Here is a 13161-nt window from a genome sequence, read left to right on the forward strand (position 1 = left end):
GAGTGATCTTGCGCTGTCATCCGGCGCCGACACGGGGAGCTCATGACCACGACACTGGTGAAACGGCCGGCCCGGACCACGCCACCCGGCGTCCGCGCGACCGAGATCCTGATCGCCGAGCCACCGAAACCGCAGGCCGCGCAGCCGATGGCGGCCAGTGCCTCGATGGTGATCATGCCGGTGATCAGTGGGGCCGGTTCGCTGCTGGTGGCCATCACCAATCCGGGGCGGCCGCTGTTCGCGGCGGCCGGCCTGCTCTTCCTGGTCGCCTCGGTGGCGCTGGGCGGCGTGATGATCTTCGGGCAGCGCAGCGGTCCCCGGCGGATGCTGCGCGAGGCCCGCGAGCGCTATCTGGACTATGTGGAGGATCTGCGGCGGCAGTTGCGGGCGACGGTGGCCGCGCAGAAGGCGGACGGCGAGTGGCGCCACCCCGACCCGTCCCGGCTGCTGGACATCACCCGGATGGACGCCCGGCGCTGGGAGCGGCGGGCCGGCGACGACGACTACCTGGTCCTGCGGGCCGGCCTGGGCGATCAGCCGCTGGCCACGACGCTGACCATGTCGGCCGACGACGGCCCGCTCAACGAGTTCGACCCGGTCTGTCTGGAGGCGGCCCGGCAGCTGCGGGCCCGTTACAGCAGCCTGCGTGACCAGCCGGTCTGTGTCGACCTGCGCGGGGTCGGCGTGCTCAGCGTGGTCGGCGACCGGCCGGCCGGGCGGCGCCTGGCCGGGGCGCTGGCCGCGCAACTGATCGCCTTCCACTCGCCCGAGGAGGTCCGGCTCGGCGTGGTGCGGGCCTCGGCCCGGGCGGCCGACTGGGAGTGGCTCAAGTGGCTGCCGCACGCCATGCACCCGAGCGCCACCGACGGTGATCTGCCGGCCCGGCTGATCGCCTCGACCGTGCCGGCCATGGCCGAGCTGATCGGCGCCGAGCTGGAGGCCCGGTTCGAGGAGCACCAGCGCCACCGGGGCCGGCGGGCGACCCAGCGCAACCAGCTCGTGATCGTCGTGGACGGTGAGAACCTCAACGGGGTGTGGGGCCTGGAACCGCCCGAGCGCGGCGTCTCCCTGGCCGACCTCGGCATCCACCTGATCCTGCTGCTCGGCCACCGGCGCGAGGAGCCGGAGGAGGTGCACGCCCGCATCGTGCTCGACGAGCAGGGTCAGGCCCGGCAGGAGTGGTCCGGGCTCGACCTGCGGGTCGACGATCCGGCCGACGGGCTGCTGACCAGCCTGGCCCGGCAGTGCGCGCCGCTGCGGCTGGTCACCGAGGAGGCGTCGGGTGCGCTCACCGGCACGGTCGGGCTGCCCGAGATCCTCGGCGTGCCCGACGTGGCGACGCTCGACCCGGGGGTGACCTGGCGGTCCCGGATCCCGCGGGAGCTGCTGCGGGTGCCGATCGGGGTGGGCGGCACCGGCAACGCGGTGATGCTCGACCTCAAGGAGTCCGCGCACGGCGGGATGGGCCCGCACGGGCTGATCGTCGGTGCGACCGGCTCGGGCAAGTCCGAGATGCTGCGCACCCTGGTCACCTCGCTGGTCATCGGGCATCCGCCCGAGCAGCTGGCGCTGATGCTGGTCGACTTCAAGGGTGGCGCCACGTTCGCGCCGATGGCCGAGCTGCCGCACATCGCCGGGATGGTCACCAACATCGAGAAGGACCTGACCCTGGTCGACCGGATGCGTGACGCCCTCTACGGGGAGATGCGCCGCCGTCAGGAGATTCTGCGCGCGGCCGGCAACCTGCCGAACGTGACCGCCTATCAGGCGCTGCGCGACGCCGGGGAGCCGCTCGACCCGCTGCCGCACCTGCTGGTCATCATCGACGAGTTCAGTGAGCTGCTGACCGCCAAGGCCGACTTCGCCGAGCTGTTTGTGGCCATCGGCCGGATCGGACGGTCGATCGGTGTGCACCTGCTGCTGGCCACGCAACGCCTGGAGACGGGCAAGATCCGTGGGCTGGAGTCCCACCTGTCGTACCGGATAAGCCTTCGCACTTTCTCGGAGGCGGAGAGCCGGGAGGCGATCGGGGTGCCCGACGCCTACCACCTGATGCCGGAACCCGGCGTCGGCTACCTCAAGGTCGACACCACGGTCTTCGAACGGTTCAAGGCGGCCATGGTCTCCGACGTCTACACCTCGCCGCAGGACGTGCCCGACGTGGTCGTGCCCGTGGTGCCGTACCTGGCTCTCAACGGCCTCGGCCGATGGCTGGCGGCCGGGATCGAGGCCACGCCGGCGTCCGGGCCGGACGGCGGGCGCCCGGCCCCGGCCGGCCGGGAGAGCGTGCTGGACATGGTGGTGCGGCGGTTGTGCCTGGCCGAGGCCCCGCCGACCCGGCCGGTGTGGTTGCCGCCGCTGCCCGTGGCGCTCCCGCTCGACCGCATCCAGGAGCCGGCCGAGTTGGCCCCCGCCGGTACGGTCTCGGCCCTGCTCGGCCTGGTCGACGACCCGGCCGCCCAGCGGCAGTTCCCGCTGGAGTGGGATTTCACCGGCGGGGGAGCGAACCTGCTGGTGGTGGGCGCGGTCCAGAGTGGCAAGAGCACCCTGCTGCGGACGCTGGTCAGCTCGATGGCGTTGCGGTACGCGCCGGGCGACGTGGCGTTCTACGTCATCGACTACGGCGGTGGCAGCCTCGGTCCGCTGGCCGAGTTGCCGCACGTCGCCGGTGTGGCCACCCGGGCCGACCCGGAGCGGATCACCCGGACCGTGCTGGAGGTGGCGGCCGCGGTGGAGGCCCGCGAGGAGTTGTTCCGGCAGCACGGCTTCGACTCCCCGGCCGCGTTGCGGGAGGCGCGCACCGCTGGCCGGATCGGCGCCGAGGTGCCCGGCACGATCCTGCTCGTGGTCGACGGCTGGGGCAGCTTCCGGGAGGACTTCGACCTGCTGGAGGCCCGGGTCGGTGAGATCGCCGCCCGCGGCCCCAACTACGGGGTGTACGTGCTGCTCTCGGTCGGGCAGACCATGCAGCTGCGGATGCGGATGCAGGCCGCGTTCGGCGGCCGGCTCGAACTGCGGCTCAACGACCCGTTCGACAGTGCCTTCGACCGCAAGGCCCAGGGGCGTCTCGACAAGAAGATGCCCGGCCGCGGCCTGATCCAGGGCAGTCTGCAGTTCCACGTGGCCCTGCCCCGGGTGGACGGTGTCGCCGCGACCACCGAGCTCGGCGCGGCCCAGCGCGAGCTGGTCGCGCTGGCTCGGCACCGCTGGCCGCGCGGCGCCGTCTCCCCGGTGCAGGTGCTGCCCACGCGTGTGCTGCAGAGCGAGCTCCCGCTGGTGGATCCGGAGCGCGGGCTGGTCCCGATCGGCATCTCCGAGCGGCGGTTGCAGCCGGCCGCGGTGGACCTGACCCGGGGCGACCCGCACCTGCTGGTCTACGGCGACGGCGAGACCGGCAAGTCGAACCTGTTGCGCGTGCTGGTCGACGGGTTCCGCCGGCTCTACCCGCCGGAACGGCTCGGCGTGGTGGTCGTCGACTACCGGCGCGGCCTGCTCGGCGCGGTCCCGGAGGAGTACCTGCTGGCCTACTGCGGCACCCCGCAGAACACCCTGGCGGTGGCCCAGGAGGTCGCCGCCTCGGTGACCAAGCGGCTGCCGGGGCCGGAGGTCACGGCCGAGCAGCTGCGCCGGCGCAACTGGTGGAGCGGCCTGGAGGTGCTGGTCGTGGTCGACGACTACGATCTGGTGGCCAACTCCTCGGGCAATCCGCTGCTGCCCCTGGTGGAGTTCATCGCCCAGTCCCGTGACATCGGGCTGCACCTGGTCCTGGCCCGGCGTACCGGCGGCATGTCCCGGGCGATGCTCGACCCGCTGATCCAGCGGCTCAACGACGTCTCGACGCCCGGGTTCCTGTTCTCCGGCGACCGGATGGAGGGCCGGCTGATCAACGGGGTGGCCTCGCAGCGCCTGCCCGCCGGCCGGGCCCTCTACGCCACCCGTGGCGGCGGCTTCCAGCAGATCCAGGTGGCCGTGGCGACGGGGGAGTGAACATGCGGACGGCCGTCCCGCCGGTGCGGAACGGCCGTCCGGGCGCTGGGCTGGATTACCCGGAGGCGAGGATGTTGCGGGCCATCTCCCCGCCCTGCCGGAACGTGTCGTGGACCTGGGTGGTCGAGCCCTTGAACTGCTGGGTCGCCTGGATGTGCTCGTCGATCAGCCGGTCGGCGATCTTCATGACGGCGTCGTGCTCGTCACTGCCGAGACCACCGTCGAAATTCGAGATCGCGAGGGAGACGTGCTGCTTGAGCGTTTCCCGGTAGCTCTCGATATTGCCGGCGTGCGTCCCCTGATCGGCGGAAAGTTGATCGAGGGTGCCGAATTCGGCCCGGAGCTGGTTGCTGGCCATGGATGGAGCCGTCCCTTCTGGGGAAAGATCGTTTGAGGATCAGACGTTGATCGGCCGGCTGACCGCCGACGCGTTGCTCTCGATGGTGTTCTGGGTCCCCGACTGGGCCGAATTGGCGTCCTCATCGGCCGAGACCAGCGTCTTCTCACCGCGGGCGGCCCGGACGGCCTGCTCGGCGATCCGGTTGGCCAGCTGGGTCAGGTTGGCGGTGTGTGAGTCCGCCACGTTCGTGAAGGTCGAGCCGGCGTTGCCGATGAGCCCTCGCTGCGAGGCGTCCATCTTGCCGGAGAACGACCGCGACTCGCTCGCCTTGTCCTCGGCCACGCCCTCATAGCCCTGGGCCGACCGGGTCAGCGCGCCGACATCATTGAGGTTGACGAAGTCCGACACCTGGATTTCCTTTCCGAGAGAGGCCCCGCTCCCTCTCGCGGAGGCGGGGAATGACCAGCCTTCTGGATCAAGGCGGTGCGCTTGGTGCGCTGCGAAACTGACCACGACCGTAACCCCGGGTCGCCACATTTGCGATCCCGTGAAAGCCTGTCGGGCAAAGCTTTTCGAAAGATGCGCGGATCGCTTCGAACCCGATCCGGGAGGCCGGGGTTCTCTATGTCGGACGGGTTCGACAATCGGGTGTCGTCAATGTGGATCAATTCCGGGGGAGGCCGGCATGAGACCGGATGATGGAGGAGGGGCGGGGATGACCCCGTTCGACAGGCATGCGGCGAACACCGGGGAGATCGAGGCCCGGGCCGCCGACTTCGAACGGCTCGCCGGCAAGGCGCTGGACCTCAAGACCGTCACCGACAAGGCCTTCAAGCCGGCCGAGGCGGACTGGGACGGCATGTGCGCCGAGGAGTTGCGGGCGGCGCCGGAACCGTTGCGCCGTGACGCGCAGGAGAGTTCGGCCGCGCTGGCCTGGGCCGCCGCGCCGCTGCGCTACTGGGAGGGCCGGGTCAAGGCGTTCAACACCGAGGTCGACCGGATCACCGGGGACCTGGCCGGTGGCGCCAAGGACCACTACGGCGCCAAGGGGGTGGACGGCAAACCGCCCACCGACGCCGACGTCACCGAGGCCCGCCTGACCGCCGAGGCCGGGGCCCGCCAGAAGTGGTGGACGGCCTACAACACCGACATCGTCGAGGGCGCCGGCACGGCGGCCGGCATGTTCCGGGACGGCCCGACCGAGGCCAACCTGAAGGCCGCCCGGGACGCGGGCGCGCTGCCCAGCACTCCCGGGGTGTTCTCGGTCTTCCCGGCCTACTGGCACGAGATCAACATGGAGGCGGCGGCCAAGCGGGCCGACGAGCTGGCCAAGAAGTTCAAGGACCCGACGTATCACCCCACCAACGCCGAGCTCGAGGAGCTGCGCAACCTGGTGCGGGACTACGGCAAGGACAAGGTCTTCGCCTACAACTTCCTCAACGACCTCGGGCCGCGGGGCCTGCTGGAGCTCAACGGGGCACTGGCGACCTACAACCTGGACCGGCCGGGCGACGACGTCGACTCCGGGCTGCTCGACCCGCAGTCGGCCGACCTGGTCCGCGATCTGCAGATCGGTCTCGGCGTGGCGCTGGCCACGGCCACCACCGCGACCGGCACCCGCAGCGGTCCGCGGGGCGAGAACTACTACCCGGGCAAGTACGAGTTGTCCAACCAGTGGGTCACCGACCTGATGATCGCCGGGCGCAGCAAGATCGACATCGGCGATCCCAGCAACACCCTGTCGTACGTGCCCGGCCTCTACGGCTATCAGCTGCTCGGGCCGCTGCTCTACAACGGCGACTACGACGCCCGCTTCCTGTCCACGGTCGGCGGTGACATCGTCGACTTCGAGATCGCGCAGGGCAAGAACAGCAACCTGTGGAACAACGACACCGTGGACGACCTGCGCCTGGACTGGACGCACGGGCACACCGACAACACCGTGCCGGCCGGGCACGACCCGGTGACCGCCCTGATGGACGCGCTGTCGCGCAACGGCGACGGCGCCCGGGACCTGTTCACCGGCGTCACCACCTACACCAGCGACGGCCCGGAGGGCGGGCGGCTGCCCCGGCTCGACTACCTGCTGACCGACCGGGACTGGAAGCCGCTGGCCGACACCCCCGGCGGGATCGACTGGGCGGGCGAGCTCACCCAGCACGGCGACGACTACAAGAGTGTCGGCCTGGACAAGCTCGGCATCGCCCTGGAGCACGCCACGACCGACCACGCCGGGCCGGACGCGCGGCGCCTGGTCGAGTCGATCATCTTCGAGACCAACGTCGACGAGCAGGCCTCGGGCTACGAGAACGGCGTGCGCCTGGACTCCGAGCACGGGGCCAAGAGCAACGTGAACGCCGACCTCATCCACCCGGAGATCCGCGACTCGATGGCCAACATCATCAAGGCGTACATCTTCGACGTGAACCGCAACATCTCCGACTCGGACGGCGCGATCCCGGGTCAGACCATCGACGTGAGCCAGACGCACCTGGTCCGCTTCCTCACCGACCTGGGCAAGGACGAGGGCGCGCACCAGACCGTGGCCCAGGCCGAGGGGGTCTACGCCGTCGCCGAGTACGGCACCAAGCTCGACAATCCGGCCATCACGCCGGCCCTCAAGTTGAGCGCGCTGGACAACATCTCGTCCAACTACGGCCACGTGCTCGGCGCCCTCGACTACGGGGCGACCGTGGCCGAGCACGAGACCAGCGCCGAGAAGGACGCCAAGTACAACGAGAGCGTCGAGGACCGGTACGCGATCATCAGCAAGGTGGTCGACCAGGTCGTCGGCAAGGCGACGGACAAGATCCCGGTGCCGGTCGTCGGTGACCTGGCCGGCGAGTTCGTCAGCGACGTGGTGTCGCAGGCCGAGGAGCAGGCCAAGGTCGACAACCTCGGCCGGACCAACTACCAGGTCGGCGAGATGCTCGGTGGCAGCCGCGCCACCGCGGCCAACCTCGTCGAGGCCGCGTACTACAACAGCGGCCCGCCCGACCTGCCGCCGCGGCTGCTCGTGGACGGGCATCCCAAGCCGATCGACAGCTGGGACCGGGAGGACATCGCGGCCTGGCAGGCCTACAAGGAGGGACCCGGCACCCAGGCGGCTACTGCCGCGAACCACGCCGGTGACTCCTACCAGAACGGGGTCGCGTGGGCGGAAACGATCATCGGACGAGCGAAGTGAGAGTTGGTGTGGGGTTGCCCCGGCTGAAGGTGCTCGCCGCGGCGGTCGTTGCCGCGGCGATGGGTCTCACCATGGTGAGCTGCTCCGGCGACGACCCGCCGCCCGACAAGCCGGCTCCGAGCGCGCCGGCCGGTGCCGACGGGTCGTCCATGACCTTCGACGAGGCGTACCGGAAGGTGCCGATGAACGGCACCGCGAAGCTGCCGATCTCCTGGGAGCTGGCCGGGGTGCCGGACGTCGACGACGTCCTGGCCGCCCGGCGGAGCCTGGCCTACAGCTACTGGTTGTACCAGGAGGCCGACTGGACCTCGGCGATCCCGCTCGGGAAGTACGTCTTCACCGACCGGTACTACACGAAGGTCCTGGCGCCGTTCGCCACGACCTCGGCCGACTCCGATCCGTCGGTCGGTCCGATCTGGGCCAAGGTCATGAACGTCGAGAAGACCGGCGTGGACCGTTCGGTCGTGACGTTCTGCACCGACGTCGGCTACTGGCACCGGGCGAGCGAGAAGAATCCCGGCGTCCGCAAGGAGCGGGGCGAGGTCGAGTCGTACGAGATGGAGAACGTCCAGACCGGCGACGGCGGGATGCGCTGGCTGGCCGACCGGCGCCTCGACCCCGACCCCGACCGCAAGGCCGAGTACGGCGCCGCCTGCGCCGACTGGGCGCAGCACAAGCCCTGACCGAGGAGGAGGACGACGATGGCCGACAACTATGTGGACCTGCACCCGCCGGTGGTGGTCGCCGCCGGCACGAGCACGGCCGGTACCTCGACCGAGTGGCAGTCCTGGGGGACCCAGGCCGACACCACCCTGCGCGAGACGTCCGCGCAGGTCGGTGACGCGGTGCTGAGCCTGGCCGTGGAGAACTACACGACCTCCTGGAACCCGCGGATCCAGGGTGTCGCCGTGCAGGTGGACGCGCTGGGCGTGAACACCCGCACGGCCGCCAACACGATGACCAGCGCCGACGGCGACGCGGTCAACGCCCTGATGCCGGTCGGCGCCGCCGCGTCGACCCAGGGTTCGGTGCTGAGCCGCCCGATCGCCGTGTGAGCCGTGCGAGCGTCTCAACGTCACGATCAAGAGCGGTTTCCCGTACGGCGATGAGCCCGGCCGGATCCCGCTGAAGTCCCGCCCCGCCCCCGTTCGCCGCCCCGGCGAGCGGGGGCGTTCGTGTGTCGACTTCGGTCATCATGATTGTCAACAGCATTCCTCGCAATCGTGGATACGAATGCCGGCCGACGCCGTACGCAGGCAATGTCTTTTAATTGTTAGGAAAATGTCAGGTTGACTGGCGTGGGTGTGCTAACGGAAAGAATTCTCGCCACCTCACATGAATTTCACCGTCTATTTGCGAGGGTCTGCGCGCATCGCCAATCGACGGGGAGGAATACTGACCGTGGGTCGATATCGAAAGTGGGGGTGGGGGCTCGGCATCGCGTCGGTGACCGCCGTGACCGCCTTCAGCCTGGCCTCCTGGCAGGCCAACGCCACGCCGAGCACACCGCCGGCCAGCCCGGCGGCCGCCGCCGACCAGGCCCGGGTGTCCGACCCGAGCCCGGTCCCCGAGGCCGCCACCGGGACCGGAAGTGATCCGCTGACCACCGGCGAGGTCGACAAGGCCCGGGCGGCCGCGCTGACCCCGCAGCTGGCCGCGGACGCGCAGGACGTGACCGGAAAAGCCGGTCCGGAGTACCTGGCCGCGGAACTGGACGCGGACGGCGGCCGGCAGGCCGAGCTGTACTACTACGACTACAAATCCGAGAAGCTGTTCAAGCAGGTCGTCGACCTGAAGACCGGCAAACTGGCGAAATCCTATTCGGCCGCCGGAATGCAACCACCGGCGTCGCCGCAGGAGGCGAAGGTCGCGCTCGAATTGTTCGTCGCGAATCCGCTCAGCGCCGACTTCAAGGAGGCCTATCGCAAGGCCACCGGCCAGACGTTCAACGGCACCGACGGGATCGAGCCGATCGCGCACATCTACACCGCGAAACCGGCCGACCAGGGTGCGAACCAGTGCGGTAAGAGCCGTTGCGTGCAGCTGATCGTCAAGACCGCCGACGGTCACTTCATCAATGTGACCGAGATCGTCGTCGACCTGTCCGGGCGCACAGTCGCCCGCCTCAAGTGAGCGGAGAGCGCACCACCATGACGTACCGAATGATGGCGGGAGCGGCCGCACTGGTGACCGCGGCGGCGCTCGCGGCGACCGTGCCCGTCGCCGCCCAGGCGGCCCCGGCGGCGGCGACACCCTGCGGCGCCTCGGCCATGGTCAAGGAGACCCTGCCCAACGGCACGACCTGGCAGATGTGCTGGCGCATCAACGACAAGGCCGGGCTGGTCCTGGACCACGTCTTCGTCGCCACCAAGCGGTACCCGACACCGGTGCAGGTGCTCGACTCGATCCGGCTGGCCCAGCTCAACGTGCCCTACGACAACGGTGACACCGAGTACAACGACCTCACCGCCATCGGCATGGGCGGGTACGACATGGAGACGCTCACCGGCGACGACTGCAAGGGCGGCTCGATCCGGGTCGGCTCGGACGGCAGCGGCGAACCGGAGCAGCGCAAGGTGCTCTGCGTGAGCGCCGAGCCGCGCGGCCTGGCCTACCGGCTGCACGAGCAGGAGTGGGACGACACCACCGACCAGCCGAAGGACACCATCTACTCCCAGCAGGGCCACGACCTGGTCCTGCGGACGATCAGCAAGCTCGGCTGGTACGAGTACGTCACCGAGTACCGGCTGCACGACGACGGGCAGATCTCGGCCCGGCTCGGCGCGACCGGCGACCTGGCCCCCAACGAGTACTCGGTGGCCAGCAACGGCTGGCCGATCGGCAAGGGCGCCAAGGACTACGCGACCATGCACTACCACAACGCGTTCTGGCGGGTCGACTTCAACATCGCCGGCAAGGGCGGCGAGCAGGTCGAGCAGTACGACACCACGACCGACGGGCGCGGCAGCATGACGGCCAAGCTCAAGACGTCGCGTACGGCCATCGCCAAGGAGGGCACGTTCACCAAGGTGAACCAGCGGTGGTGGCGCCTGGTCAGCCCGACCAGCAAGAACGCCGACGGGCACGCCCGCTCGTACGAGATCGTGACCACCGGCGGCGACAAGTACGAGGGACACCCGGAGACCAAGCCGGACGTCACCTTCAGCCAGAAGGACCCGTGCGAGAAGTGGGCCAGTGACAACGCTTCCGACCCGGAGTGCCCGCTGGACATCCAGACCGTCGTCGACTTCGTCAAGAACAAGCAGAAGCTGACCGACCCGGTCGCCTGGGTCCGCGTCGGATTCCACCACGTGCCCCGCGACGAGGACCAGAGCCCGATGCCGATGCACTGGCAGGGCTTCGAGCTCGTACCGCGCGACTTCACCGAGATGAACCCTCTGACCCCCGACGGGCGTACGGGCGTGAACGGCAACCAGTACCCGCAGGACTGACCCGCACATGGCCGGCCCGGGGCGACCGGGCCGGCCATCCCCGGAAGGACCTCCGTGAACGTTCGTCACCTGGCCGCGGCCCTGGTCCTGGCGGCCACCGGCGTGATCGTCGTCTGGACGCGCGGCGGGGATCCGCCACCGCCCGAGCCGGCTCCGGCGTCGCCCTCGGGCATCGACGTGCACTACGCCCAGATGATGGTGCGCCACCACGAACAGGCCGTCGCGATGAGCCGCACCCTGATCGCCAAGGGCGCAGTCCCGGAACGCGTCCGCCTGATCGCCGAGTTCGTCATCCAGGACCAGCAGCAGGAGATCGACCAGACCAACGACTGGCTCACCGCCTGGAACGAGCCCCCGGCCGACCCGGCCGACGACGGCGCGGCCCACGGCATGCTGACCGCGGCCCAGCTGACCGACCTGGACCGGGCCGACCGCGAGCACGCACCGGCCGTGTTCCTGCAACTCATGATCGAGCACCATCGCGGCGCGATCACGATGTCCCGGTCACTGCTCGACGGCCCGCCCGGCAACCCCTACATCCACACCCTGGCCAAACACGTCGTCAACGAGCAGACCTCGGAGAACGACGCCATGACGGCACTGCTGCAGCAGCCGCAGACCGGTTGAGACCATTCGCTCCGGCGCCGGGCCGCCGGCTGGTCGTCAGGGGTGCCTCCGCGGTGCCGAGACACCCCTGACAGCCGGCCGAGGGGCGACCGTCAGGCGCCGGTCGGCTGGGGGACGGCCGGGGCCGGAACGGCGGCCGGCGCCGGGGTGGCGGCGACCGGGTGGGTGCGGCGGATGAACAGCAGCACCAGGGCGCCGCCGACCGCGAACACGGCCGCGCCGAGCACGTAGCTGATCCGGTACGCGTTCTCGGTGGGCAGCGCCACCGTCCCCACCAGGTGGGTCTGACCGGCCAGGATGGTGATCACCAGGGCGCTGCCGATCGTCCCGCCGATGGTCCGCATGATCGAGTTGACCGAGTTGGCGATGCCGGTGTCGTGCGGGTCCACGTACAGCACCAGCAGGGCCGGCATGGACGCGTAGGCCATCGCGATGGCGCAGCTGGCGACCACGAACGCGGCGATGACCGCGCCCTTGCTGTCGTGCAGGAACGCCAGCGACGCGGTCGCCAGGGTGGCGATCCCGCAGGCCAGCACCAGCACCAGCCGCGGCCCGATCTTCCCGACCAGGCGCCCGGCCAGCGGGCCGACCACGATGCTGGCCGCGGCTCCCGGCAGCAGGAAGACCACGCTGGTCTGCAGCACCGTGGCGGTGAACCCGAACCCGGTGTACGCCCGCGGGCTCTGCACGAAGTAGCTGGTGGCCAGCTGCAGCGCGAACATCGCGAACCCGACCGCCATCGCGGCCAGGTTGGTGATCAGGATCGGCCGGTGGCGCAGCAGTTCGACCGAGACCAGCGGCGCGGCCAGACGGCGTTCGAGCAGCAGGAACCCGGTCAGGATGACCGCGGCCGCCGCGAACAGGATCAGCACCCGGGGCGAGCTCCAGCCCCAGGTGTGCCCCTGGGAGATCGGCAGCAGCAGGCTGACCAGCCCGGCCGAGAGCACGACGGCGCCGACCAGGTCGACCTTGCCGCCGGCCCCGGCCCGCCGTGGCAGGGTCAGCGAGAGCGCCAGTGCCAGCGCGCTGATCAGCACACACAGCCAGAACACCCGTCGGTAGTCGGCGCCGTCCTGGGTGAGCAGCCCGGCCGCGACCAGGGCGACACCACCGCCGACGCCGAGGGTCGAGGCGACCACGGCCATGCCGTTGGTGAGCTTGTTCGCCGGCAGTTCGTGGCGGAGCAGGCTGATGCCGAGCGGGAACAGCCCGAAGCTGGTGCCCTGCAGGATCCGGGCGGCGATCAGCCAGCCGATGTCGTGCACGGTCGCCGCGAGGACGCTGCCGATCAGGGTCAGGACCAGGGTGCCCACGAAGACCGGCTTGATGCCGAGCACGTGCCCGAGACGGCCGAGCAGGGGAGTGCAGGCCGAAGCGGCCAGGAGCGTCGCGGTGGTCACCCATCCGACGGTGGTGGCGTCGACGCCGAGCTGCTGCGCGATCTGCGGCAGCACGGGCACCGGCACGGACTGGATCAGGGAGAGCAGGAAACTGCCGGCCGCGGCCGCAAGAAGCAGCAGCGCCGGGCGTACGGGGCGTGTCACGCCGTCATGCTAGAGCGGAAAGTT

Annotated in this window: 10 protein-coding genes; 7 read left to right on the forward strand and 3 right to left on the reverse strand. The window is 70.3% G+C overall.

Translation table 11 applies throughout. The features are described from left to right. Positions 1 to 42 precede the first annotated feature (42 nt). Entirely contained in the window at positions 43 to 3987 is a 3945-nt protein-coding gene (eccCa, locus tag ACSHV8_RS11525; RefSeq protein WP_436532166.1) for a type VII secretion protein EccCa, read from the forward strand. A gap of 55 nt (positions 3988 to 4042) precedes the next feature. Here the strand turns inward: eccCa and ACSHV8_RS11530 are convergent, their stop codons facing one another. Together ACSHV8_RS11530 and ACSHV8_RS11535 are read right to left on the reverse strand one after the other, a co-directional pair. Next, entirely contained in the window at positions 4043 to 4345 is a 303-nt protein-coding gene (locus ACSHV8_RS11530; protein ID WP_436532168.1) for a hypothetical protein, read from the reverse strand. A 39-nt stretch (positions 4346 to 4384) separates the two neighbouring features. Beyond that, on the reverse strand, positions 4385 to 4735 hold the full coding sequence (locus tag ACSHV8_RS11535; RefSeq protein ID WP_436532169.1) for a hypothetical protein: 351 nt from the start codon (positions 4733 to 4735) through the stop codon (positions 4385 to 4387). A 307-nt stretch (positions 4736 to 5042) separates the two neighbouring features. Between ACSHV8_RS11535 and ACSHV8_RS11540 the strand changes: the two genes are divergently transcribed. From ACSHV8_RS11540 to ACSHV8_RS11565, 6 genes are all read left to right on the forward strand, one after another. Then, positions 5043 to 7514 (forward strand): hypothetical protein, encoded by a 2472-nt coding sequence (locus ACSHV8_RS11540; RefSeq protein WP_436532171.1) that lies wholly within the window; start codon positions 5043 to 5045, stop codon positions 7512 to 7514. Positions 7515 to 7522: 8 nt separating this feature from the next. Beyond that, a complete protein-coding gene (locus ACSHV8_RS11545; RefSeq protein ID WP_436532173.1) occupies positions 7523 to 8197 on the forward strand; it encodes a hypothetical protein in 675 nt (224 codons plus the stop codon). A gap of 18 nt (positions 8198 to 8215) precedes the next feature. Next, positions 8216 to 8569, forward strand: coding sequence for a hypothetical protein (locus ACSHV8_RS11550; RefSeq protein ID WP_436532175.1), 354 nt, complete (start codon positions 8216 to 8218; stop codon positions 8567 to 8569). 346 nt (positions 8570 to 8915) lie between these two features. Beyond that, entirely contained in the window at positions 8916 to 9647 is a 732-nt protein-coding gene (locus tag ACSHV8_RS11555; RefSeq protein ID WP_436532176.1) for a hypothetical protein, read from the forward strand. A gap of 17 nt (positions 9648 to 9664) precedes the next feature. Continuing rightward, complete coding sequence (locus tag ACSHV8_RS11560) at positions 9665 to 10966, forward strand: primary-amine oxidase (RefSeq protein ID WP_436532178.1); 1302 nt, start codon at positions 9665 to 9667, stop codon at positions 10964 to 10966. Positions 10967 to 11020: 54 nt separating this feature from the next. After that, entirely contained in the window at positions 11021 to 11593 is a 573-nt protein-coding gene (locus ACSHV8_RS11565; RefSeq protein ID WP_436532179.1) for a DUF305 domain-containing protein, read from the forward strand. A gap of 92 nt (positions 11594 to 11685) precedes the next feature. On the opposite strand, the gene ACSHV8_RS11570 is transcribed toward ACSHV8_RS11565, so the two are convergent. Further along, complete coding sequence (locus tag ACSHV8_RS11570) at positions 11686 to 13137, reverse strand: MFS transporter (RefSeq protein WP_436532181.1); 1452 nt, start codon at positions 13135 to 13137, stop codon at positions 11686 to 11688. Positions 13138 to 13161 lie beyond the last annotated feature (24 nt).

Source organism: Actinoplanes sp. HUAS TT8, from assembly GCF_051380535.1.
Classification (GTDB): Bacteria; Actinomycetota; Actinomycetes; order Mycobacteriales; family Micromonosporaceae; genus Actinoplanes.